This is a genomic window from Mycobacterium sp. NPDC050853, assembly GCF_040653875.1.
Lineage (GTDB): Bacteria > Actinomycetota > Actinomycetes > Mycobacteriales > Mycobacteriaceae > Mycobacterium.
This window is the reverse complement of record NZ_JBFAGW010000001.1, coordinates 1,343,618-1,365,738: the sequence shown is the minus strand read 5'-3', so window position 1 is coordinate 1,365,738 and position 22,121 is coordinate 1,343,618. Positions and strand designations below refer to the sequence as shown.

22 protein-coding genes and 1 pseudogene are annotated in these 22,121 nt (G+C 63.8%); 9 read left to right on the top strand and 14 right to left on the bottom strand.

All coding sequences use genetic code 11. The annotated features are described in order from the left end of the window. The first annotated feature begins 11 nt into the window (after positions 1 to 11). Complete coding sequence (locus tag AB0H22_RS06755; protein ID WP_358145639.1) at positions 12 to 767, top strand: isocitrate lyase/phosphoenolpyruvate mutase family protein; 756 nt, start codon at positions 12 to 14, stop codon at positions 765 to 767. Here the strand turns inward: AB0H22_RS06755 and AB0H22_RS06750 are convergent. Continuing rightward, complete coding sequence (locus AB0H22_RS06750; protein WP_180749212.1) at positions 764 to 1,711, bottom strand: hydrogen peroxide-inducible genes activator; 948 nt, start codon at positions 1,709 to 1,711, stop codon at positions 764 to 766. The genes AB0H22_RS06755 and AB0H22_RS06750 overlap by 4 nt on opposite strands. Positions 1,712 to 1,808: 97 nt before the next feature. On the opposite strand from AB0H22_RS06750, the gene AB0H22_RS06745 reads away from it, so the two are divergent. Both AB0H22_RS06745 and AB0H22_RS06740 read left to right on the top strand, forming a co-directional pair. Next, positions 1,809 to 2,396, top strand: a complete 588-nt coding sequence (locus AB0H22_RS06745; protein ID WP_180749211.1) for a peroxiredoxin — start codon at positions 1,809 to 1,811, stop codon at positions 2,394 to 2,396. A gap of 1 nt (position 2,397) precedes the next feature. Continuing rightward, positions 2,398 to 2,925: a carboxymuconolactone decarboxylase family protein gene (locus AB0H22_RS06740; protein ID WP_180749210.1), complete on the top strand. Its 528-nt coding sequence runs from the start codon at positions 2,398 to 2,400 to the stop codon at positions 2,923 to 2,925. 61 nt (positions 2,926 to 2,986) lie between these two features. On the opposite strand, the gene AB0H22_RS06735 is transcribed toward AB0H22_RS06740, so the two are convergent. The 3 genes from AB0H22_RS06735 to AB0H22_RS06725 all read right to left on the bottom strand — a co-directional run bounded on the left by AB0H22_RS06735 (position 2,987) and on the right by AB0H22_RS06725 (position 7,859). Beyond that, on the bottom strand, positions 2,987 to 3,715 hold the full coding sequence (locus AB0H22_RS06735; protein WP_358145636.1) for an isochorismatase family protein: 729 nt from the start codon (positions 3,713 to 3,715) through the stop codon (positions 2,987 to 2,989). An 88-nt stretch (positions 3,716 to 3,803) separates the two neighbouring features. Beyond that, positions 3,804 to 6,986, bottom strand: coding sequence for a cytochrome P450 (locus tag AB0H22_RS06730; protein ID WP_358145634.1), 3,183 nt, complete (start codon positions 6,984 to 6,986; stop codon positions 3,804 to 3,806). A 162-nt stretch (positions 6,987 to 7,148) separates the two neighbouring features. Continuing rightward, on the bottom strand, positions 7,149 to 7,859 hold the full coding sequence (locus AB0H22_RS06725; protein WP_180749207.1) for a cutinase family protein: 711 nt from the start codon (positions 7,857 to 7,859) through the stop codon (positions 7,149 to 7,151). A 345-nt stretch (positions 7,860 to 8,204) separates the two neighbouring features. Between AB0H22_RS06725 and AB0H22_RS06720 the strand changes: the two genes are divergently transcribed. Beyond that, positions 8,205 to 9,173: an acyl-ACP desaturase gene (locus AB0H22_RS06720; protein ID WP_180749206.1), complete on the top strand. Its 969-nt coding sequence runs from the start codon at positions 8,205 to 8,207 to the stop codon at positions 9,171 to 9,173. A gap of 26 nt (positions 9,174 to 9,199) precedes the next feature. On the opposite strand, the gene AB0H22_RS06715 is transcribed toward AB0H22_RS06720, so the two are convergent. Next, entirely contained in the window at positions 9,200 to 9,619 is a 420-nt protein-coding gene (locus AB0H22_RS06715; RefSeq protein ID WP_358145631.1) for an Hsp20/alpha crystallin family protein, read from the bottom strand. A 148-nt stretch (positions 9,620 to 9,767) separates the two neighbouring features. Here AB0H22_RS06715 and AB0H22_RS06710 point away from each other — a divergent pair, with 148 nt between their 5' ends. The 3 genes and pseudogenes from AB0H22_RS06710 to AB0H22_RS06700 all read left to right on the top strand — a co-directional run. Beyond that, positions 9,768 to 10,427 carry a VC0807 family protein gene (locus tag AB0H22_RS06710; RefSeq protein WP_358145629.1) on the top strand — a complete coding sequence of 220 codons (660 nt, stop codon included), beginning with the start codon at positions 9,768 to 9,770 and terminating at the stop codon, positions 10,425 to 10,427. Between the two features lie 20 nt (positions 10,428 to 10,447). Then, on the top strand, positions 10,448 to 11,128 hold the full coding sequence (locus AB0H22_RS06705) for a VC0807 family protein (protein WP_180749203.1): 681 nt from the start codon (positions 10,448 to 10,450) through the stop codon (positions 11,126 to 11,128). Positions 11,129 to 11,175: 47 nt separating this feature from the next. Then, positions 11,176 to 11,748 (top strand): annotated as a pseudogene (locus AB0H22_RS06700) (VC0807 family protein); the annotation flags it as partial. A gap of 59 nt (positions 11,749 to 11,807) precedes the next feature. Here AB0H22_RS06700 and AB0H22_RS06695 read toward each other — a convergent pair. The 5 genes from AB0H22_RS06695 to AB0H22_RS06675 are packed head-to-tail and all read right to left on the bottom strand — an operon-like array spanning position 11,808 to position 15,669. Next, positions 11,808 to 12,359 carry a GNAT family N-acetyltransferase gene (locus tag AB0H22_RS06695; protein ID WP_180749775.1) on the bottom strand — a complete coding sequence of 184 codons (552 nt, stop codon included), beginning with the start codon at positions 12,357 to 12,359 and terminating at the stop codon, positions 11,808 to 11,810. Positions 12,360 to 12,377: 18 nt separating this feature from the next. After that, on the bottom strand, positions 12,378 to 13,253 hold the full coding sequence (locus AB0H22_RS06690) for a biotin-dependent carboxyltransferase family protein (protein WP_358145627.1): 876 nt from the start codon (positions 13,251 to 13,253) through the stop codon (positions 12,378 to 12,380). Further along, positions 13,250 to 13,885 carry an allophanate hydrolase subunit 1 gene (locus AB0H22_RS06685; protein ID WP_180749201.1) on the bottom strand — a complete coding sequence of 212 codons (636 nt, stop codon included), beginning with the start codon at positions 13,883 to 13,885 and terminating at the stop codon, positions 13,250 to 13,252. The genes AB0H22_RS06690 and AB0H22_RS06685 overlap by 4 nt, the downstream gene beginning before the upstream one ends. A 39-nt stretch (positions 13,886 to 13,924) precedes the next feature. After that, positions 13,925 to 14,638, bottom strand: coding sequence for a queuosine precursor transporter (locus tag AB0H22_RS06680; RefSeq protein WP_180749200.1), 714 nt, complete (start codon positions 14,636 to 14,638; stop codon positions 13,925 to 13,927). A gap of 56 nt (positions 14,639 to 14,694) precedes the next feature. Beyond that, positions 14,695 to 15,669 carry an ABC transporter substrate-binding protein gene (locus tag AB0H22_RS06675; RefSeq protein ID WP_358146120.1) on the bottom strand — a complete coding sequence of 325 codons (975 nt, stop codon included), beginning with the start codon at positions 15,667 to 15,669 and terminating at the stop codon, positions 14,695 to 14,697. Positions 15,670 to 15,793: 124 nt separating this feature from the next. Between AB0H22_RS06675 and AB0H22_RS06670 the strand changes: the two genes are divergently transcribed. Continuing rightward, complete coding sequence (locus tag AB0H22_RS06670; protein ID WP_358146118.1) at positions 15,794 to 17,419, top strand: AMP-binding protein; 1,626 nt, start codon at positions 15,794 to 15,796, stop codon at positions 17,417 to 17,419. Beyond that, positions 17,416 to 19,305, top strand: coding sequence for an acetoacetate--CoA ligase (locus AB0H22_RS06665; RefSeq protein ID WP_358145624.1), 1,890 nt, complete (start codon positions 17,416 to 17,418; stop codon positions 19,303 to 19,305). The genes AB0H22_RS06670 and AB0H22_RS06665 overlap by 4 nt, the downstream gene beginning before the upstream one ends. Before the next feature lie 19 nt (positions 19,306 to 19,324). Here the strand turns inward: AB0H22_RS06665 and AB0H22_RS06660 are convergent, their stop codons facing one another. From AB0H22_RS06660 to AB0H22_RS06645, 4 genes are all read right to left on the bottom strand, one after another. Next, positions 19,325 to 19,870, bottom strand: coding sequence for a TetR family transcriptional regulator (locus tag AB0H22_RS06660; RefSeq protein WP_358146116.1), 546 nt, complete (start codon positions 19,868 to 19,870; stop codon positions 19,325 to 19,327). Positions 19,871 to 19,911: 41 nt separating this feature from the next. Beyond that, positions 19,912 to 20,979, bottom strand: a complete 1,068-nt coding sequence (locus AB0H22_RS06655; RefSeq protein WP_180749198.1) for an NAD(P)-dependent alcohol dehydrogenase — start codon at positions 20,977 to 20,979, stop codon at positions 19,912 to 19,914. Beyond that, the gene (locus AB0H22_RS06650) at positions 20,976 to 21,443 is read right to left on the bottom strand and encodes a DUF4334 domain-containing protein (protein ID WP_180749197.1); all 468 of its coding nucleotides are present in this window, start codon (positions 21,441 to 21,443) and stop codon (positions 20,976 to 20,978) included. Before AB0H22_RS06650 ends, AB0H22_RS06655 begins: the two co-directional genes overlap by 4 nt. A 74-nt stretch (positions 21,444 to 21,517) precedes the next feature. Then, on the bottom strand, positions 21,518 to 22,114 hold the full coding sequence (locus tag AB0H22_RS06645) for a LysE/ArgO family amino acid transporter (RefSeq protein WP_180749196.1): 597 nt from the start codon (positions 22,112 to 22,114) through the stop codon (positions 21,518 to 21,520). Positions 22,115 to 22,121 lie beyond the last annotated feature (7 nt).

The window sequence follows — 22,121 nt, the reverse complement described above, 5'->3', positions numbered from 1 at the left end:
TGGATGTAGGCATGTCTACTGATCTCGCTGCCAAGGCCTCCCTGCTGAAGTCCCTGCACGTCCCCGGCGATCCGGTGTTTCTGCCTACCGTGTGGGACGCCTGGTCGGCGAAACTCGCTGTGGAGGCCGGTTTCGTGGCCTTGACGGTGGGTTCGCATCCGCTCGCCGATTCGTTGGGAAAGCCCGATGAGGAGGGGATGTCGTTCGAGGACGTACTTACCCGGGTCGCACAGATCACCGCGGCGGTCGACGTGCCGGTATCGGTGGATATCGAGTCCGGTTATGCGCAGACAGCGCAGCGTCTCGTTGAGGGACTGATCGAGGCGGGGGCGGTTGGCCTGAACATCGAGGACACCGTGCACAGTGAGGGCGGCCGGATCCGCGAGCCGCAGGAGCACGCGGATCTCGTTGGCGCACTTCGGCTTGCGGCCGACCAGGCGGGCATGCCGGTGGTGATCAATGCGCGTACGGATGTCATCCTGCGGCAGATCGGGGATGAGTCCGATCGGGTGGATCGCGCCATCGCACGGCTGAAGCTCGCCGCCGAGGCCGGTGCCGACTCGCTATATCCGGTGGGCAGGCATGCGCCGGATGTGCAGCAGCGCTTGACATCGGAGCTGCCTCTTCCGGTGAATGCCATTGCGGTGCCCGATGTGGATGATCCGGCTTCGTTCGGTCCGCTGGGTGTCGGGCGGATCAGCTTCGGGCCGTTCCTGCAGCGGGCATTGTCGGCGCGGGCCGAGGAGATCCTGGCGCGCTGGCGCTAGACGATCTCTGCCAGCGAGTCGGTGACCGGGTGCACCGCTGAGACAAGCTGGGTCAGCAGGCCGGCTAGCCGTCGATAGGCGTCCTCGCGTCCACTGATCGCGCGGTACACCAAGCCGATCCGGCGACCCGGCACCGGCGCGGCGAAGGTCGCGGTGGCCAGCCCGCCCCTCGCGGTTTCGGCGGTGACAGCGGTACCGGGGATGAGCGTGACCCCGAGTCCGCCCTCGACGCACTGCACGGCGGTGGCCAGGGAGGCAGCGCGGGTGTGGCCCAGATCGGGTCGCACTCCAGCGAGCTGGCACACCTCGAGCGCCTGATCGCGAAGGCAATGGCCCTCGTCCAGCAACAGCAGTGGCATATCGGCCAGGTCGGCGGGCTCGACGTTTTTACTGCCTGCGAGCGGATGTCCGGCCGGGAGGGCGAGAACGAAGTCCTCCCGGTACATGGGTATCTCTGCCATGCCGTGGGTTTGCGCGGGCAGCGCCATCACCGCGACATCCAAGGACCCGTCGGCGAGAGATCGCAGCAGTCGCGAGGTCTGGTCCTCGGTGACCCGCAACGACATCTCGGGGAATTCGCGGGCCAGGCCGCTGAGCACCATGGGCAGCACATACGGGGCCACGGTGGGGATCAGGCCGAGTCGGAGCGTCTGTGCGAAGGGATCGCGCACCCCGCTTGCGGCGGAAGTGAATTCGTCCACCGCATCCAGCGCGGCTGCGGCCTTCTCCAGTAGGGCCTCACCCTCGGGTGTGAGCAACACCTTGCGGGTGTTGCGTTCGATGAGCTGCACCCGCAGCCCCTCTTCGAGCATGGACAGGGCCTGTGAGAGCGAGGGTTGACTCACTCCGAGCTCGGCGGCCGCGCTTCCGAAGTGGCGTTTACGTGCGATAGCCACAAAAGCGCGTAGGCCGACGACCGTTGGCTGATAACTACGATCGGACATACCTATCAATATAGTGCGAACAATCACGTTTTGTTTTGGAAGTATTTCCGGCACGATGGTGCCAGTAAGCAAATCAGCGAATACGTGAAGGAGAATCGTGACTCTGCGGACCATCGGCGATGAATTCCCGGCCTACAACCTGACTGCGGTGATCGGTGGCGATCTGTCGAAGGTGAACGCGCAGCAGCCCGACGACTACTTCACCACCATCACCAGCGACGACCACCCGGGCAAGTGGCGCGTGATCTTCTTCTGGCCCAAGGATTTCACCTTCGTGTGCCCCACCGAGATTGCTGCCTTCGGCCGTCTGAACGACGAGTTCGCCGATCGTGACACTCAGGTGCTGGGCGCCTCGGTGGACAACGAGTTCGTGCACTTCCAGTGGCGCGCCCAGCACGAGGACCTCAAGACTCTGCCGTTCCCGATGCTCAGCGACCTCAAACGCGACCTGGCCGAGGCCGCCGGAGTGCTGAACTCCGACGGTGTGGCCGACCGTGCCACGTTCATCGTCGATCCCGACAACATCATCCAGTTCGTCTCCGTCACAGCGGGTTCCGTGGGCCGCAATGTCGAAGAGGTGCTCCGCGTGCTCGACGCGTTGCAGTCCGATGAGCTGTGCGCCTGCAACTGGCGTAAGGGCGACCCGACGATCGATGCGGGCGAGCTGATGAGCGCAGGCGTCTGACGTGGGCATTGACAACCTGAAAGAGGCGCTGCCCGAGTACGCCAAGGACCTCAAGCTCAACCTCGGCTCGGTGTCTCGCACTACCGTGCTGTCGCCGAGCCAACTCTGGGGCACCCTCGTGGCGACGGCAGCGGCCACTCGGAACGAGCGGGTGTTCAAGGAGATTCGCGAGGAGGCCGCGGGCGTACTCACTCCCGAGGCCCTCGATGCCGCGCTGGGTGCGGCGTCCATCATGGCGATGACCAACGTGTTCTACCGTGGCCGTGGCTTCCTCGACGGGGCCTACGATGACCTGCGTCCGGGGTTGCGGATGAACATCATCGGCAACCCGGGGGTCGACAAGGCGGAGTTCGAGCTGTGGTCCTTCGCGGTATCGACCATCAACGGCTGTCACTACTGTGTCGGCTCGCATGAGAAGGTGCTGCGTGAGGCCGGTCTGACCCGCGAGCAGGTGCTCGAGGCGCTCAAGATCGCGGCGATTATCGCCGGGGTCGCGCAGGCGCTGGCCACCGCGCCCGCACTCGTCTAAGCAAAGGCAAAGGGCCGCCCGCACGAGTTGTGCAGGCGGCCTTTGTCGTTGCCGTCAACTGCTACGAATTGCCAAGTACTGCTAGCGCTGACCGTGTGGTCATTATTCTCGCCGTCCGCTCCGCGCACCAGGCCAGCGCCTGGTTGTGCAGCGCAGCGGTGTAGTCCGCGACGGCATCGGAGACGATGAATGCCTGGATGTCGTTCTGGACTGCATCGGTGGATGTAGCGGTGATCCCGGAGAAGGCGTAGACGCCGACGATGATCAGCTGGTCCCGGCCGGCTTTGTGCATGATTTCCAGGAGATCCGAGCGAAAGAACTCGCTGTACTTCCATTTCGTGAGAACGGTATCCGTTGTGGTCGGCGCGAGAGGGTCGACAATTGCCCGCTCGGCATCATCGTCTGGCATGCCCGGCCCGTAGAGCCTGCCGAAGAGCCCGCGCTGCTCCGCTGTCATGCCTCCTGGCTGAGCGGAGTAGAGCACGGGCACGTCATGTGCGTGCGCCGTGTCGAGCAGGCTCTTGATGTTCTTCAGCACGGTCTCGACGGGATCGGCGTTCGGCTTATAGGCCTTGACGAAATAGTGCTGCATGTCGTGGACCAAGAGCATGGCGCGGCTTGCTTCGAGTGTCCAGGGTGCGCTGGTCGCTGGTACTTCAATTGTGCTGAAGGGGTAAGCAATTGAACCGGTCGGCCGAACGTCGGCATGGGCGCTCCCAGAGCCCGTGAGGCCCAGCGCTGCCGTGGACAGTGCCACGGTGCCGGAACCGAGAAATGTGCGTCTACGCATTCAAGGCACTCTCTCACTTGTGACGAGTCGGGGGAACCGCAAGGAAAACACTACGTGTACCGCGCCGGCGACGCGGGCCCCGTAAGCCTTACTCCGTCCAGACATCCTCGACGTAGCGATCGGTCTCGACCAGGTTAATGAGCCAGTCCCGGGCCTGAGAATCGTTGGCGCGGGTGCGTTCCCGGTAGATATGCAGGAACGCCTCACGAACGGCGGGGGCCATCTTGCCGCCATCGCCACAGACGTACACGTGCGTTTGCTTGGCCGGATCGCCAAGCAGATCCCAGACGTCGTCCGCGTCGGCAGCAATCCGATCTTGCACGTACCTGATGCCGTTCTCAGCTGCGCGGGAGAACGCGGGACGCATGTGCACCACACCCGCCTGCTCCGCCGTCTCGAACTCCTCGCGGAAGAGATAGTCCACTTCCGGGTGTCGAACGCCGAAGAAACAGAGCGCTGGTGCGTACGGCTCGCCGGCACTGTGCGCGGCGACCCGGTCACCGACAAAGCCCCGGAATGGTGCGACGCCGGTACCGGCGCTCACGAGAATGACGTTCCGGGCGGGGTCGGCCCCGGCGCGGAATGCCTGCCGGGCCTGGTCGACCCGTGCCCGGATCTGTTGTCCCGGTATGGCATTGGCGAGATAGTTCGAGGCCACGCCCTGAAAGTCTCCGAATCCAGACCGGGCTGGGGCGTCGAGCACGCTGACCACCAGTTCGACGACTCGCGGACTCTGTCGGGCCGAGGAGGCTATCGAATAGTGCCGCGGCGTCATCGGCTCGAACAGTTCGAGTAGTTCGGCGCGGGACAGCTTGGTGGCGGGGAACTCCAGGAGACAGCCTGCGATACCGAGCGATCGGCTCTCCGGATGTTCGGCGAGTGCCTCCAATGCGGCTCGTTCCGGCGGGCAGGGGTTGGCCGCCGCCAGCCGGAGCAGCTGGGTTCTGGTGGCCGGTTTGCGTAGCTCGAGGAAGTGCGTGAGCAGCTCGCGCACACTCACTTCGCGGTCAAGCGCAATGGCCCGGCGGGTGCTGCGCCGGGTGTTGACGGAGATGCGCCGGTCCAGGATGAGGCCGAGCAGTTCCCCTGCCTTGTCCACGAGCTCCGGCAGGTTATCCGCGAGGACCGTGAGATGGTCCCCGGTGCGGTAGTCGAGGTCTTCGGGCAGCGCGACTCGTACCAGCCTTTTGGCCTGCCCCAGTGAGTTGTCGGCACTGACCAGCTCCCGGTTCTCCAGGACGGTCATCGGTATCACCTCGAACCGGGCATCGATCGCCGCCGTGACCGGTCCGTCGATGGCGCGCAGTTCGTAGAGAGGTCCGTCGGCCGGCGCGGTAGAAATGTCCGGACCGGAAACACCGCCCAACGAAGTCCAGAGGGCTTGCGAGAAGGCCTCGACGGTGCCCGCGAAATCACCGGAGGTGTCTGCCTCACCTCGGGGAAGAATCGGTGTTCCCCCGGCCGCGGCGAGGCGCTCGTCGATCCTCTTCGGCACTGCCTGGTAGGTCTCCGCCCAATTCCGGTCCCCGACTCCGAGTACCGCGTAGCGCAGCCCGCTGCAGGTATCAGCCTCTGCGCTATCGAGCCAGGCGAGAAACTGCCGGGCGTCATCGGTCGGCTGACCGTTGTAGGAGGCCGCAACCACGAGCGTCACGCCCTCGGTGGGTAGCGCTGCGGCCGCATCATCGAGGGGTGCGACGGTTGTCTGATAGCCGAGATCGGCCGCTTCCTCTGCGAGCTGGTGCGCTAACGCCCGGCAGGTGCCGAGATTTGAGCCGTGGAACACGGCCAGTGCCGATCCTGGCGCGGCGGTGGCAGCCGGTTGTCGCGTCTCCTGTGTAGTCGCGGGAGCAGCGGTCAGCTCATGCCGACGGTCCTGGGAAATGCGCCGCGCCAAACCAATCCGGAAGCCGACTGGTTTCCGAAGGAGATCGCTATGGGTGCGTAGTTGGTAGTGCTCAGAGTCGATAAAGCGGTATCTGTGTACCAGCGTGGCGATCGCCATCGTTGCCTCGTGCAGCGCGAACTGCCGCCCGATGCACGACCGGGCACCGGTGCCGAAGGGTTTGAACAGGTTCACCGGCCGCGCGGATGACCTATCCGGCGAGAACCGGTCGGGGTCGAAGATCTCCACGTTGTCACCCCATTGTGGCTGCCGGTGCAACGCGGTGGTGAGGACGGTGACAACCTCGCCCTTCTGCACTGGATAGCGCCCCGCGAGCAGGGTGTCTTCCGTGGCCATCCGGTCGAATTCCCGGACCGGCGGCGAGAGCCGCAACGTCTCGTCGACAATCTGGCGGATGTACCGGAGCTTGCCAATCTCGTCGAATGTCGGGGTGTGTTCGTCCTCGGGCCCGAACACCCCGTCAACCTCGGCCTGAGCCCGGTGCAGCACGGCAGGATTCTTCACCAGGCTGTAGAGCGCGGTAGGCATCATCGTGGACGTAGTGTCCTGCCCGGCAATCAAGAATGTGAGGACCTGAGAGTGAATGCTGCTCAGCTCCAGCGCCGGAGTCTCAGCGGAAGCGGGCGCGAGCATCAGTCCGAGTAGATCTTCGTGCGCGGCGGCGCTCTCGCCGTGCCGGGCGATGAGCTCATCGATGAAGGTATGCAGTTTCCGCTGTTCCGCCGCGAACAGATCCTGGTCGCCACCTTCCGGGGTCATCATCTGCTGCATCGCAACCGCGAAGCTCGACGGGATTGCCGCGAGCCCCTTGTGCCGGTAGGAGTCGAACCTTTCCCCGAAACCAGCCAGCCCGACCGTATCCATGGCGAGCTTGCCCAGATCCTCGGCCACGTCCACGAGGCGCTCTCCGGCACTGTCGTCCCAATTGGCAATGAGCTGACGGTTGATATCGAGCATGGCGGGGTGGTAGTTGCGTATACCGCTATAGCTGAAACCGGGCAGCAGGACATCGTGGGCTTTCTGCCAGTTCGGCTCACCCGGGTAGGCGGTGAACAATCCGTCGCCCGCAAGGGGGCGGAACCGGTCCAACCGATCGGTGATGCCCTTGATGAACCGGCTCTCGTCGCACAGCTCCTCGACCAGTGCCAACGAGCAGGCATACAGCCGACGCGAGACCCCGAAGTTTGCGTAGAAGAGTGGCCCGAACTCCTCGACGAGCAGATCCGCCGGTAGGGCATAGGGCCGGCCAGGCAGCGGACCGGATGGCAGCACGCGTCCGTCGGCGCAGGGAATGCCATCGATTTCCGGAGGGTGGGCGGGCGAAGTGTATTCGCCCGATTCCGCCACGCGAATATCGCTGCTCATGCGTTTCCCCTTCACTTCCGCAGGTGTAGTCAGATGTCTACACCATGGCCGTCCATAACTGTACACATGTGACTACAGCCCCGGCAATGTCATGGTTGGGGTGATGCGATTGTCCTGCGTCTGGGCGTTCGTCCGCGTCGTAACCGATGAAACGGACGGTGTCTACGCCGCTTGCGGGGTATTGCCGCCCATCGCAGCGACCAGCCGTTCGACGACGGTCTGGGCCGCGCCATCGGTGAGCTTGTCCTTGGCGTAGGTGGTGTGAGACACGATGTCCCCGCCCTCGGGATCGCAGAAGAAGTCTCCCGGATTGCACACGTCAATGACCTTGTGCAACAAGTCGTCTCGAATCGCCAAATTGACGTCCACGCCGGGCGGCCGAATGTTCTTGGGGTCCCCGAAGAGCACGATGGAGACGATGCGCTGCTCAAGACCCGCGGGCAGTGGATTCGTGAACGTGTAGGTGCCCGGCGGGGTATTGCCCAACAGCACATCAACCACCGCTGCGCCCTGGGCGTACCCGCCGACTACGAACTTCATCTTCGGGCAGTCGGCGGCCGTCTTCTGGATGTGCTTGCTCAGATCATCCGACCCCTTGCCGGCTTGGACGAAGTCGATACTGGCGGGGTAGTTGACCCCGTACGTGTCGATGCTCATTCCCTTGGCGCCCTGCAGCCGCTTCTTCACCGCGTCGGTGAACAATTTCCCGACATCGCCGAGACCCGCGGGTTCGTTTGTGCCGCGTGCAAAGGACAGGTCGATATCGGCGCAATCCGATGCGTGCGCTAGTTGCGGCGAGTGCAGCCCATAGCCACCGAACATGACCAAGAATGCAATGGCGGTGCCTGCCACGTGGCACTTTGCAGTTCGCATTACTGCACCTTTCGTGATGTTCGAGATCGTTGTGCCCCAAAGTACCGGCCGGCCAGGGGGTGTGCCCGGTGCAGAACTGGCGAAGGGATTGCGCCGCGCCACAGTTTCGGGTTTGCGGCATCGCACGTGCCGGCTTCAGAGTGTGGGGGCTTTGGGCTCGAGTTTCCGCGCCCTCCGAGTCGCTGTCCAGTTGCGATAGCTGAAACGGAGGTACTAGCCCGTTTATTTGGGCAGTTGGCGCGGAGGTTGCTTGCTATCGTCTAGTAACGAACGTCGGGAATGGCATTGCTCAGGTAAGTTACGCTGTCTGAAGGCTCGGGTTTCCAACGCGAAAGACAAGGTGTGATGTCGAGAGAGCTAACCGATCTGGAGATGCTCAGCGAGTTGGAGCCAATTGCTGAAGCCAATCTCAATCGGCATTTGTCGGTGACCACCGACTGGCATCCGCATGACTATGTTCCCTGGGACCGCGGCCGCAACTTTGCGCAGATGGGCGGCGAGGACTGGGATCCCGAGCAATCTCAGCTCAGCGATGTCGCCAAGGCGGCGATGATCACCAATCTCCTCACCGAGGACAACCTGCCCTCCTACCACCGCCAAGCTGCCAAGTACTTCGGTCTCGACGGCGCCTGGGGAACCTGGGTGGGCCGGTGGACCGCCGAGGAAAACCGCCACGGCATCGTGCTCCGGGACTACCTCGTCGTTACTCGCGGTGTAGATCCGGTGGCGCTGGAGCAGGCTCGCATGGAGCACATGACCGCTGGGTTCAATACGACCGCGGAAGAGGAAGATGCGCACAAGACCGATTTCCTCCTGTCGGTCGCGTACACCACCCTGCAGGAGCTTGCGACCCGCGTCAGCCATCGCAACACCGGCAAGGCGTGCAATGACCCGATCGCAGACCGGATGCTGCAACGCATCGCGGCCGACGAAAACCTGCACATGATCTTCTACCGGAACATGTGCAGCGCGGCACTGGATCTGGTCCCGGATCAGGCATTGGAAGCCATTGCGGCGGTGGTGGAGAACTTCCGGATGCCCGGCCAGAACATGCCGAATTTCCGCCGCAACGGCGTGCTGATGGCCAAGCACGGTATCTACGATCCGCGTCAGCATCTCGAAGAGGTTGTGACGCCGAATCTACGTAAGTGGCAGATCTTCGAGCGCAATGACTTCAGCGCCAAGGGCGAACAACGACGTGAGCAACTTGCCGCCTACGTCGAAGACCTCAAGGGCCAAGTAATCAAGTTTGAAGAACAGCGCGATCGTCTGCTCGCGCGTGAAGCGAAGAAGAGGGAAGCCCGCGCCGTGTAGCGCGGGCACTCCTCTCGACGTGTCGGTTACTTGGTGATCTCGATCTTTTGGGCCTCGGCGTTGGCGTACGCGCCGGTGACCTTGACCGTCAGGATGCCTGCGTCGTAGCTCGCGGATATCGCGTCGCCCGTCACATGGGTCGGCAGCGTGAAAATGCGGCGGAACGTGCCGTAGCGGACCTCGTTCCGGACGCGTCCCTCGGTGCGCTCGTCGCGGCGTTCACCGGATACCGCCAACTTGCCGCGCTCCACCTCGACGGTGACGTCCTTATCGACGTCGACGCCGGGGAGGTCGAGACGTACCAGTGCGTCATCCCCGTCCTTGACGACCTCGGCCGCCGGCACGAAACCGGGGGTCGGCCAGGTTGTGGCCGGGCCGAAGGACTGGCGGACCAGGGCGTCGAATTCGGCGAACGGGCTGCGTCGCGTCCACACCAGATTGCTCATAGTTGTCTCCTCATACCGGGCCGGATTCTCAACCGGCCGTCACTTGTACAAACTTGAGTGATGGGCGCTGAAGTTCCGTTTCCCGTACGCCCACGGTGAACATGCGCGCCGGCCCGGGATTCCCAGGTTCGTCACGTAGCCTCGCGCCGTGCCCGAGCAGCCCGAAGAAAACCAGAAGGCACCTGCACGCGAGGTGTTGAGACAGGTCCTCGCCAGTGTCGGGCCGACGCTGGGCACGTACTACGCGATGCGCGCGTTGGGCCAGTCCGAGATCCACGCATTGATCGCTGCCACGGTTGTTTCCGGCATTCAGGTGCTGTTCAAGGTGGCCAAGAACCGCAAGTTCGACGTCTTGTCGGGCTTTCTGATGTTCAACTTCGGGCTGAGTCTGGTCATCGCCCTGGTGACCGAGGACGCGCGTATGGCGCAGGTGTCCAACACCATCCCCGGCATTCTGCTCTCGCTGTTCCTCATCGGCAGCGCGCTGATCGGTAAGCCGCTGACCGAGTTGATGATCGCCAAGGCGAGGCCCGGACGAGTGGAACAGCTCGCGGCCGAACATCAGTGGACCGAGGACGACTTCCGCTCGTACCACCGGATGCATGTGCACGTGAGTTTCTGGTGCGGTGTCATCAGCGTGCTGTTCTCGGCGCTGTCGATCGTCATCATCTACAGCTTCTCTGTTGACGTTGCGCAGGCAGTCAACCAAGTCTTCTCTCTGGTAACGACAATTGGCCTGATCATCGGCATGATTGTGGTGATCCGCCGCTACCTGCAGCGCCTGACGTACGACTCGCCTGCGGCCTGACGACCGGATACAGTCGCGCGGTGACCGTCACCAGTGAACGGCCTGACGGGGACACCGCGACCGAAACCGCCATGTCTCCTCGTCAGCTGCTGCTGGAAGGTCTGTTTAACGTAGGGCCCGCGCTGTGCGCCTACTTCGGATTGCGTTTGGCCGGATTCTCGGAGCTGCATGCGCTGATGGCCGCGACAGCGGTATCGGCCACGCAGGCATTGGTCAAGATGGCGTGGAAGCGGGCCCTCGACCCGGTCTCGCTGCTGGTGGTGCCGATCTTCGGGGTCAGTCTCGTCATGGCGTGGCTGACCCGTGACCCACGCCTGTCGCAGGTCACCAACGAGGTACCCGGCATGCTGTTGGCCACGTACTTCCTGGTCAGCGCGCTCATCGGTAAACCGCTGACGGAGTTGCTGGTCACCAAGTTGTGGCCCGGCGGCGTCGAGAAACTGGCCGAGGAACAGGGCTGGACCGATGCGGATCAGCGCTCGTATCACCGGCTACATGTGCATGTCAGTTTCTGGTGCGGCGTCTTCAGCCTGCTGTTCTGCGCCCTGATGGTGGTGATCATCTACAGCTTCTCGGTCGACGTCGTACAGGCCGTCAACCCGGTGGTGTCGATGCTGACCACCGGCGGTCTCATCGTGGGCGTCGTCGTTGCGATCCGGATGTACCTGCGCCGCAAGGAACGAGCGGTGGTCGGCCGGTAGACCCGTTTTCTCAGGGTCTCTCAGATTGCATCGGTACCGTCGCTGTAGTGAGCGGGTTGGGTAAGGGCGCAAAAGAATTCGGCTCAGGGAAATTCACGCTTCGGCATGCGTTGGTGAGTGCCGGGCTCGGACTCGGAACGTACTACGGGATGCGTCTGCTGGGCGCTTCGGAGTTGCATGCGCTGATGGCCGCGGCGGTGGTGTCGGCGATCCGCGTCGTCTACACAGCCTTGCGGGATAAGCGATTCGATATCGTCGCCGGCTTCATCATGCTGATGCACGGCGCGACTCTCGTGGTCGCGCTGCTCACCAGCTCGCCGCGGCTCGCACAGCTCACACACGTCGTCCCGGTGGTGCTGTTCGGGTTGTTCTATATCGGCAGCTGCCTGACGAAACGACCGCTCACCGAGATCGTCGTCGACATGATTCGCCCCGGGTGGGTGGCACGTCATCACTGGAGTGATGCGGACCTGCGCGCCTATCACCGGATGCATGTGCGGCTCTGCCTGATTGTCGGCGCGCTGGAGTTGGTACAGGCCGCGGTGATGGCGGGCATCATCCTGCGTTACTCGGTCGACGTCGCGCAGGTGCTCAACGGGCTACTCGCGACCGCGGGTAGCGCCGCGCGGCTGGCGTTCGTGATCGCGGTGATCTGGATCTTCCTACGCCGCCGAGGCCATCACCAGGCGTCGCCGCCGCGCCAATCGCAGGTCAGCGAGCCGGAGGGGTCGACCCCGGAACTCATCGGCAGCACATGCACGCCCTCGCCCGCGGCGGGCACAATGCCGTCGGCCGTCAGGACGGGAGTGGTTCCGAGCCAAGGAACCCAGCCGCGGGCGCGATAGAACGGGGCAACCTCGTCGTCGGCGCTCAACGCACCCAGCTCGTAGGCGCCACGCAGAACTTGTTCGGCCGCATCCATGATCGCCCTGCCGAGTCCGTGTCCACGCCAATCGCTATCTACTGCAACGCCTTCCACATAACCGGTGCGTAGCGCACGCCCCTGGTGCAGTAGCCGACGCTGGATCACCGCGGCGTGCGCGATGAGTGTTCCGTGATACCAGATGAGTGCGTGCATCCCGCCCAGGCAGTGTTCCCAGTCTTCCTCGGTGAAATCGCCCTCAAATGCCTCGACCAGCAATTCCCTTGCTGTGAAGCGTGTTTCGCTATCCAGATCGGCGGTGTGGATGAGTCGCGCGGTGTGGGTTCGGATAACGGGGACGGTCGGCATGGTCGACACGGGGTGCTCCTAGCTGAGGCGCGGTCGTGACCAATGGAATCGAACGGTTTGTCCTGGCCGTACCTGTGCGGCCAGATCGGCGTCGTGATCAGTGATCACCCCGATCACGGGATAGCCTCCGGTCACCGGATGGTCCGGGCCCAGGATAACCGGCTGGCCGCCGGGCGGTACCTGGATTGCACCACGCACCACACCCTCGCTGGGCAGCTGCCTGGCGAGGTCTCGCATCTCGAGAGGCTTGCCGATCAGTCGGGTGCCCACTCGATCGCTGCGGTCGGAGACGATCCAGTCTCCGTGGACCAGTGCATCTGGGTCGACGAACCAGTCATCGCGCGGGCCCGGCACCACCTTGAGCTCGACGATGTCATCGGTGATGGTGGCCACCGGCGCCTGCTCGATCTCCGGGAATGACGGGGACCGCGGTCCGACAGGCAGCCTGTCCCCGGCCTGTAGCGGCTTGGGGCCGATGCCGGACATGATGTCGAAGCTGCGCGAGCCCATCACCGGCGCCACGCTGACTCCTCCACGCACCGCCACATAGCTGCGTAGTCCGCTGCGCGGCGTGCCGAGTGATACCACATCGCCATCCTGAACCTGGGCAATGCTGTTGGTGCCAAAGGGAATTCCGTTGACGGACGGATCGGTATCGGCGCCGGTGACGGCCACGACCGCGTCACCGCCGGATACCCGAAAGGACATACCGCCCAGGGTCACCTCGATGGTGGCCAGATTGTCTGGATTGGCCACCAGCCGATTGGCCAGGGAATGCGATCTGCGGTCCGCGGCCCCCGAACGACCGACGCCCATGGCTGCCTTGCCGATGCGGCCGAGGTCCTGGATCAGGGCGAGGGGGCCGGTGCGCATGACCTCCAGGGTGGGCCTCATGCCGTCACCTCCCGGAACTTGACGTGGGTACCGGGAGTGAGAAGTGCCGGTGGATTGCGGTCGAGGTCCCAGATGACGGCTTCGGTAGTGCCGATCAGTTGCCAGCCACCGGGGGATTCCCGCGGGTAGATCCCGCTGAACTCCCCGGCGAGCGCGACCGCCCCGGCGGGCACCTTGGTGCGCGGCTCGGCGCGACGGGGGATGGCGAGGCGCGGGTCTCCGTCGACGAGGTACGCGAAACCCGGTGAAAATCCGCAGAATCCGACCGTCCAGACGGTTCCGGTATGCGCGGCGATGACACCGTCCACACCCAGACCCGTGTTCTCGGCGACCTCTTCAAGATCGAGGCCGTCGTATCGGACCGGGATTGTTACCGGTGGCGATTCGGCGGCCTCTGCTACTCCAGCGGCTACGGTGCGCTGTGTTAGCCGGTGACGGACCCTGGCTTGATCGGTGGGGCTGTGCAGTTTCAGCAGGATGGTGCGGGAGGCGGGAACGATATCGGTGACGCCGTCGATAGGGGCGGCTTGCAGCGCTGATGTCCAGGCCAGCACTTCCTGCACAGACGTGTACTCGAGCAACAATGCCCGGTCCCCGTGATCCCGCACCTTCAAATCTGTTGCGGTACTCATATTTCGACGGTACCCCCGTGGCCGCGGCTAGGGGTGCATTTATCCGGCCTGTGTATAAGTGGGCTCGTTCTTCTTGATGTAGGCGATCACCCGATAGGTAACGGGCAGCATCACGATCTCTACGACGGACTTGAAGATCCAGCCCAGCGCCGTGTACGTCGCCAGCTGGCCGAAGGTATGGATACCCAGCGCAGTGGCCGCAATCGAGCAGAACACCAGCGAGTCGGCGAACTCTCCGATGACCGTCGAGCCGATCAGACGCGCCCACAGGTGGCGTTCCTTGGTGCGCTTCTTCATCCACACCACGACAAGAGAGTTAAGCGTTTGTCCGACAAGGTATCCCGCGAGCCCAGCGACCATGAGGGTGGTGATGCTCTCGACAATGGTGGCGAAGGCTTCTTGGTGGGGATAGAAGTCGGCGGCCGGCATGATCTTGGCCGCCCACAACACCAGGCATGCCAGTGCCTCCATCGCGAACCCGAGCAGGATCACCCGGTTGGTGGCGCGATACCCGTAGACCTCGCTGAGTACATCGCCGATCACATAGCTCAGCGGGAACAGCACAAACGCTCCGTCGGTGATCAGGGACCAATCTCCGATAACGGGACCAAAGCCAATTGCCTTGGTGGCAGCCACATTCGAAATCAGCACCACGCCGACGAAGACGGCCGACAGGAGCGGGTAGTAGCTTCGCCCCACCTGCGCGAAGACCACCTGATCCTGGGGACTTTTCTCGACCTCGCTTGTCTGCATTCCGCGAAGTCTAAGGTGCTGGCGGGCACGTGGTCTGCCCGCCGGGGCCGGTCACGTCAGCCGAGCACCCGGGCTAGCTGGGGGACCAGGTTGTCCACCACGTAGGTCAGGCTCAACGGCGAGCTGAAGTTGATCGCACCGGCCAGTTCCTTCCCGGCGAAGATGCTGCGATTACGCACGTCGAGCTTGGTGATCGTTGGATCGGCCTGCAGCGCGGCGGTCTGCTCATCGGATTCGGTGCCCCACAGCAGCACATCGGCCTGGCCGAGCACGGTGGAGAGCTGGTCGAGCGGAAGGTACGCGAGTTGGTCACCCTTGGCGAAGCCGTCCAGCGCGGTGGACACGGTCAGCCCGAGGGCGGTGAGGAACCCGGTACGCGGTCCGGACCGGTACGCGATGGCCTGTCCGTCGAGCAATTCGCCTTGCAGATAGATGACCTTCTTGTCTTTGAAGCCGGCGTGGGCCGATGCGGCGGCGGTGAACTTGTTGTCGACGGCCTGAACCAACGCGTCCATCTCGGCGGCCTTGAACACCGCCTGGCCGATGGCCCTGGCCTCGTCCTTCCACGGCTCGAAGAACGCGTACTTGCCCGACTGCGCGACGGTCGGCGCGATACCCGAGAGCTTGGTGTAGGTGTCCTGGTCCAGCCCGGCGTCGGTGGCCAGGATCAGGTCGGGTTTCAGGGATGCGATCTTGTCGATCATCAACCCGTCAGTGAGGTTGAGCACCTCGGGGGTGGCGGCACCGAGCCGCTGCGTGGCCCACGGCCAGGTGGCGAAGGGGAAGCCGCCGTACCACTCGGTGACCGCGATCGGGATGACGCCGAGCGCCAGCAGATAGTCGTGTTCGGTGTAGCCGGCGCTGACGATGCGCTGCGGCGGTGCCTTGACCTCGGTCTTACCGAATGCGTGCTTGATGACGACGGCACCGTTGGGCTCCGGTGCGGAGGCTGAGTCGTCCGAGCAGGCGGCCAGCGCGGTCCCCGCGGCGAGGGCGGCACCGGCAGCAAGGAACCCGCGGCGGGTCAGTATCGCGGGCTGCACATATCGAGAGTAGCTGCGATCAGTGTTCGCGGGGGCTTCGCAGTTTCACGACAACCGCGGTGTCCGGGTCATTAAGGTCGTCTTCGACCGTGAGCTGGTGAAGCGAGAGTTGATGAAGTCCTATGACGCGGGGCCGTCCGCCCGTCCCGTTCTTGACGAGACGATCGGCCAGAACTTCGAGCGCACCGCCACCATGTACCCGGAGATCGAGGCCCTCGTTGACGTGGCCGGAGACCGCCGGTGGACTTATCGCGAGCTCGACGAGGAGGTCAATCGCGTTGCGCGCGGGTTGATGTCATTGGGGGTTGTTCGCGGCGATCGGGTCGGAATCTGGGCACCCAACTGCGCGGAATGGGTGTTGACGCAGTACGCCACCGCGAAGATCGGTGCCATCCTGGTCAACATCAACCCCGCCTACCGCATGCATGAGCTTGCGTACGCACTCAATCAGTCCGGGGTCCGGACCCTTATCTCGGCGACGGCCTTCAAATCTTCGGACTATGCGGCGATGGTTGAGCAGGTGCGTCCACAGGTGCCGTCGCTGCGTGAGGTGGTGTTCATCGGTACCGCGGACTGGGTGCAGCTGGTCGGGGGCGCGGAACAGATTCCCGTCGAGCGGTTGCGTGCCGCGATGGCGGAGCTGTCCAACATCGACCCCATCAACATCCAGTACACCTCGGGTACAACGGGTTACCCCAAGGGTGCGACCCTCTCGCATCGCAACATCCTCAACAACGGGTTCTTTGTCACGGATCTGATCAACCTTGCACCCGGTGATCGCCTCTGCGTTCCGGTGCCGTTCTATCACTGTTTCGGGATGGTGATGGGAAACCTGGGATGCACCACGCACGGAGCCACCATGGTTATCCCGGCACCCGGATTCGACCCGGCGGCAACCTTGGAGGCCATCGAGCGCGAGGCTTGCGTCGGTGTCTATGGCGTGCCGACGATGTTCATCGCGATGTTGGAGCACGCCGACTTTCCCCGCCGGGACCTGTCCTCATTGCGCACCGGGATCATGGCCGGATCGGTCTGCCCCATTGAGGTCATGCGCCGCTGCGTCGACGAGATGCATATGACCGAGGTCGCCATCGCCTACGGCATGACCGAAACCTCGCCGGTGTCATGCCAAACGCTCATCGACGACGATATGGAGCGGCGCACCGCAACAGTGGGGCGCCCGCACCCACATGTCGAGGTCAAGATCGTCGACCCCGATACCGGTGCCGTGGTAGATCGCGGCAGCCCCGGCGAGTTGTGCACGCGGGGTTACTCGGTGATGCTCGGTTACTGGAATGAGCCGGACAAGACCCGCGAGGTGCTCGTCGACGGATGGATGCACACCGGCGATCTCGCGGTGATGCGAGAAGACGGCTACTGCACCATCATCGGGCGCATCAAGGACATGGTCATCCGCGGCGGCGAGAATGTGTACCCGCGCGAGATCGAAGAGTTTCTCCTGTTGCATCCCGATATCGAAGACGTCCAGGTGATCGGGGTTCCTGACGAGAAGTACGGTGAGGAACTCTGTGCCTGGATTCGCATGAGAAGCGGGCGGAAGCCTCTCAATGCGGATTCGGTGCGTGCGTATGCGAGTGGCCGTCTCGCGCATTACAAGATTCCCCGCTATATACAGATCGTGGAGAGTTTCCCGATGACCGTGACGGGGAAGGTACGCAAGATTGAGATGCGCGAACGAACCGTTGAGCTACTCGGACTGAGTGAGACGGCGACGTGAGCGAGAGTACGTACACCCGGTTTGTCGAGTACGCGTCGGCACACTACGGCGCACCGAACGGCGACTACTCCGAGGTGTGGCGTTGGTCCGTCGAGGCCATCCCGCAGTTCTGGCGAGCGTTGTGGGAGTTCTATGGCGTCAGCGGCACGGGGCTGCGGGACGGTGATGGCGGCATCCTGCCTGAATCCGTGATGCCTGGAGCGCAATGGTTTCCGGGTGTACAGCTCAACTATGTCGACCAGGTCCTCCGGCATGCCGGCAGGCCGGGGCCGGCCATCGTGGGTGTTGACGAGACGGGGCACCGTACCGAGATCAGCTGGAAAGAGCTTCCACAACGGATCGGCGCGGTGGCCGCTGAACTACGCCGCCTGGGCGTGCGGCGGGGCGATTGCGTCGCCGCCTACCTCCCGGATATCCCCGAAGCGATGATCGCCTTTCTTGCGACCGCCGCCCTTGGGGCGGTGTGGTCGGGTTGCGGCCAGGACTACGCCCCAGAGGGTGCGGCCGCTCGTCTGGGCCAGCTGAATCCCGCGGTGTTGTTCGCCAGTGCGGGATATCAGTACAACGGGCGTTGGGTCGACAAACGCGCCGACATCGAGGAGCTTCGTCGGCTACTCCCGGGCAACCCGCCGGTGATACTCGAGTTGCCCACGGGTGCAGCAGAACCGACCACTGAGCCGGTGCCGTTCGACCATCAACTGTGGGTGCTCTTTAGCTCCGGGACCACGGGTAAGCCCAAGGGTATCGTGCACGGTCACGGCGGGGTGATTCTCGAGCATTTGAAAGTAGTTGGCCTGCATGGTGATATCGGACCGGGCGATGTCTTCTATTGGCAGACGGCGCTGTCCTGGATGATGTGGAACTACCGGCTGGGTGGACTGTTGGTGGGGGCGACCGTCATGTGCTTCAGTGGCCACCCGATGTTCCCGGATGCCGGACGGCTATGGGAACTGATCGAGGCTGAGAAGGTCACCTACTTCGGAACCAGTCCGGGGCATCTGCAGGCCTGTCGCAAGGCTGAGACCACACCGGCGTCCACGCACGATTTGCGTCGGCTGAGAACTGTCGGCAGCAGCGGGTCACCACTGTCACCTGAGCTCTTCCATTGGGCCGGTACATATATTGGCTCGGATGTGGCGGTGTCCTCGTTATCGGGCGGGACCGATGTCTGCACTGCTTTCGCCGGTGGCACCACGGGCGTCCCGCCCCGGCCGGGTGAGCTTTCCGTGCGGTACTTGGGGACGGATCTGCACAGTTGGTCGCGGGAGCGTCGCGCGCTTGTCGACGAGGTCGGTGAGATGGTGATCCTGAGCCCGATGCCGTCCATGCCGGTCGCGTTCTGGCAAGACGAAGACGGGTCACGGTACCGGGCAGCATATTTCGAGCATGAATGGGCCGACGGATTGGCGCCGGGCGTGTGGCGGCATGGCGACTGGGTGACGGTTACCGGTCGCGGCTCGTTGGTGATCCACGGCCGCAGCGACGCCACGCTTAACCGCAACGGCATCAGGATGGGTTCGGCCGATATCTACGAGGTTGTCGAATCCCTGGACGAGATTGCCGAGGCATTCGTGCTGGGGGTAGATGGACCCGACGGTGCCTACTGGATGCCGCTATTCGTCACTCTCGCACCAGGAACCCGTTTCGATGCGGAACTCGCGGGCAAGATCGCGCAGCAGATCCGAAAGCGGCTGTCACCCCGGCATGTTCCCGACGAGGTGATCGAGGCGCCCGGGATACCGCATACCCGCACCGGCAAGAAGCTTGAGGTGCCGATCTGCGGTGTGCTCGCGGGGCGTACCGACGTGTCGCTGGATCCGCGGTCAGTCGATGCTCCCGAGCTCATCGATTGGTACCGTGACCGGGGGCGCGAACACCGCTGGTAGTCCTCGCACCGTCGGTGTCTTATCGACGGCCCACCAACCGTCGCGCCGCCTCCGCGGCAGCGGCCCGGCGATCCGCGACACTGTCGGCACGCGGCTGTTCACCGACAATCCGGTCGATACCAAACCCGCTCGCCGCCATCGAGTAGGCGATATCGATGAGCATCATGAGCAGACTCATGGGGTCCCACGCCGGGTCGATGATCCCGGCCTGCTGCCCCTGGCGGATGGCATCGAGCTTCGCCTGAAAGATGTGGCGCAGCACGTGGTCGCCGAACATCCCGTCGGGGGCTTCCAACTCGATCCAGCGCTGCAATCGTGCGCCCTGCGGGTCGGCGACGATATTGTCGAATAGTCCCGCGACGTAGCCCGGCACGTCCTCGGCGCGCAGCGGAACCTTATACGGCGCGTCATTAATCCATTGAGCCACAACAGCTTCGAAGAGCTGTTCCTTGCTCTCAAAGTAGCTGTACAGTCGCTCCTTGCTCGCCTTCGCGTTGGTGGCAATCCGGTTCAGCCGAGCGCCGGCGAAGCCGTACTCGGTGAACTCGGTCTTGGCCGCGGCCATGATTCTGTCGTGCGTGGCCTGCCCGGCCGCCCGCATGGCGCTCACCAGATCAGCACCGGTTTGATCGCGCTACCGGATCGTGCGTCCGCGACGGCGCGATCGATATCGCGCGCCGCGTAGGTGCTGATAAGCGATTCCATGGGGAAGCGACCCTGCGCGTGCATCTGCAGCAGTTCCGGAATGAACTCCTTTGGGTTGGCGTCCCCTTCGATGCACCCACGAATCGTCTTGCCGCCGAGCATCAGATCGTTGAGGTCGATTGTCCCGGGCGCAGCGCCCAGTCCCACCAGAACCAGTACCCCGCGTTGCCGCAGCAGGCCGAGCGCGGTGGCGATGACGCCGGGGTTGGCGGTCGTGTCGAGTGCATGGGTGGCACCGCGTGCCACCTCGGCCACGTCTTCGGCTGTCGGGTCGAGGGTGTGGGTTGCACCGAGCTCGGCGGCCTTGGCGCGGCGGGAGGCCACCGGGTCTACGGCGATGATCGTCTCGACACCGAGCGCGTGCGCGGCCATCACCGCGGCAAGGCCCACGCCACCTGCGCCGAATACGACCAGGCGTGAGTCCGAGCTGGGTGCAAGAACATTCAGCACCGCACCGGCACCCGTCTGGAATCCGCACCCGAGCGGTGCGGCGACGGCGAGGTCGGTCGACGGGTCTACGACGACGACGTTGTCGTCGGCGGCGAGGGCGTACTGGGCGAAGCTGGATTGGCCGAAAAAGGAACCGAAGAGCGGGGCCCCCTTCTGAGACAACGTCGATGAACCGTCTGCCCGCGTACCCGATAGGTTGAGCCGGGCGGAGCGCGAACAGTACGCACGTTCGCCTGCGGCGCATTGCCGACAGTGCCCGCAGCTGCGGTAACTGAGCACCACCCGATCGCCCGGTTGGATTCCGTCTACCTGGTCGCCAACCGCCTCAACGATGCCAGCGCCTTCGTGACCGAGCACGGCGGGGCCGCGAACCTGGGACTTGAAGGCCAGGTCGGTGTGGCACAGGCCGGTGGCGTGAATTTTGACCAGCACCTCGTCGGGGCGCGGCTCGTCCAGTTCCAGCTCTTCCAGGATGAAGGGAGAATCCGGCGAATGACTCAGGGCTGCAGTGATCTTCACCGGTCGCGTTCGAGGATGAAGTAGAGGTAGCTGCCGCTGGCGCGCTGGCGCTTGCCGTTCATGATGCCCATTAGGGTGTTCTCGTCGACCCGCTTGAAGTGATCGAAGACGGGCTGCCCGTCATACACCATCGTGGCGGTGAGCTCGGAGCGGAACTCGATATCCCATAGTGTCGCGCCACCGAGACTTAACTCGTTGTTGGAGAAGAGGTTTCCATCCTCGCCATAACAGACGATGGGCTCGACATCGTTGATGGATTTGAAGATCTTGCCGTACCAGCGCGCGGCCTCCAACTGACCATTCATCTTGTGCCCGGTGTGGAACTCGTCGCCCTTCCAATTGCCGAGCATCTCCTCGAGACGGACGGTATCGAGGGCCGCCCAGATTTCGTCGAGGTCAGCCGGGCTGACGTCTCGCTGGTCACGAAGTTCGGCGAAGCGGGTGCGGGCCTTCTCGGCGTCCATGATTTCTCCCAAGTCAGTTGGTTCGGGAACGACGCTAATACCGAACCAAATGGTTCGGCAAGGGCGGATTTCACTCAGTTGACCAGCAGCGAGATCCCCAGCGCGATCATCACGAGCGCAATACCGGCGTCCAGCACCCGCCAGGTTCCGGGGCGCTCGAACAACCCGGCGAGATGCCGTGCGCCATAGCCGAGTCCGACAAACCAGATGACGCTCGCGGTCAATGCGCCCGCACCGAACAGCCAGCGCGCGTCCTGGTGTGTATTGGCGATCGACCCGAGGAGCACCACGGTGTCGAGGTAGACATGCGGGTTCAGGAAGGTGATTGCCAACGCGGTGAGAACCGCGGCGCCCAGCCGCGAGGGATTGGACTCCGCGGGGACCAGGGTTCCCGGGCGCAGCGCGCGCCGGGCCGCGATGAGCCCGTAGCCGATGAGAAATGCCGCTCCGCCCATTGTGGCCACGGTGAGCAGGCTCGGGTTCGCGGTGATGAGCCCGCCTAAACCGCCGATCCCGGCGGCGATAAGCAGGAAGTCTCCGGTGATGCAGACCGCGACGACCGGCAGCACATGCTCACTGCGGATCCCTTGGCGGAGCACGAACGCGTTCTGGGCGCCGATGGCGGCGATGAGGGACATTCCAGTGAGGAATCCGAGGAAGAGGACGGTCATCTCTGTG

What these genes read in the sequence shown, in the direction of transcription:
- AB0H22_RS06680 (WP_180749200.1), bottom strand. Translation starts at nt 14,638, where the DNA reads ATGCAGACAAGCGAGGTCGAGAAAAGTCCCCAGGATCAGGTGGTCTTC.
- AB0H22_RS06670 (WP_358146118.1), top strand. Translation starts at nt 15,794, where the DNA reads ATGAAGTCCTATGACGCGGGGCCGTCCGCCCGTCCCGTTCTTGACGAG.
- AB0H22_RS06715 (WP_358145631.1), bottom strand. Translation starts at nt 9,619, where the DNA reads ATGAGCAATCTGGTGTGGACGCGACGCAGCCCGTTCGCCGAATTCGAC.
- AB0H22_RS06695 (WP_180749775.1), bottom strand. Translation starts at nt 12,359, where the DNA reads ATGCCGACCGTCCCCGTTATCCGAACCCACACCGCGCGACTCATCCAC.
- AB0H22_RS06730 (WP_358145634.1), bottom strand. Translation starts at nt 6,986, where the DNA reads ATGAGCAGCGATATTCGCGTGGCGGAATCGGGCGAATACACTTCGCCC.
- AB0H22_RS06690 (WP_358145627.1), bottom strand. Translation starts at nt 13,253, where the DNA reads ATGAGGCCCACCCTGGAGGTCATGCGCACCGGCCCCCTCGCCCTGATC.
- AB0H22_RS06755 (WP_358145639.1), top strand. Translation starts at nt 12, where the DNA reads ATGTCTACTGATCTCGCTGCCAAGGCCTCCCTGCTGAAGTCCCTGCAC.
- AB0H22_RS06650 (WP_180749197.1), bottom strand. Translation starts at nt 21,443, where the DNA reads ATGGACGCCGAGAAGGCCCGCACCCGCTTCGCCGAACTTCGTGACCAG.
- AB0H22_RS06735 (WP_358145636.1), bottom strand. Translation starts at nt 3,715, where the DNA reads ATGCGTAGACGCACATTTCTCGGTTCCGGCACCGTGGCACTGTCCACG.
- AB0H22_RS06720 (WP_180749206.1), top strand. Translation starts at nt 8,205, where the DNA reads ATGTCGAGAGAGCTAACCGATCTGGAGATGCTCAGCGAGTTGGAGCCA.
- AB0H22_RS06660 (WP_358146116.1), bottom strand. Translation starts at nt 19,870, where the DNA reads ATGGCCGCGGCCAAGACCGAGTTCACCGAGTACGGCTTCGCCGGCGCT.
- AB0H22_RS06685 (WP_180749201.1), bottom strand. Translation starts at nt 13,885, where the DNA reads ATGAGTACCGCAACAGATTTGAAGGTGCGGGATCACGGGGACCGGGCA.
- AB0H22_RS06725 (WP_180749207.1), bottom strand. Translation starts at nt 7,859, where the DNA reads ATGCGAACTGCAAAGTGCCACGTGGCAGGCACCGCCATTGCATTCTTG.
- AB0H22_RS06645 (WP_180749196.1), bottom strand. Translation starts at nt 22,114, where the DNA reads ATGACCGTCCTCTTCCTCGGATTCCTCACTGGAATGTCCCTCATCGCC.
- AB0H22_RS06750 (WP_180749212.1), bottom strand. Translation starts at nt 1,711, where the DNA reads ATGTCCGATCGTAGTTATCAGCCAACGGTCGTCGGCCTACGCGCTTTT.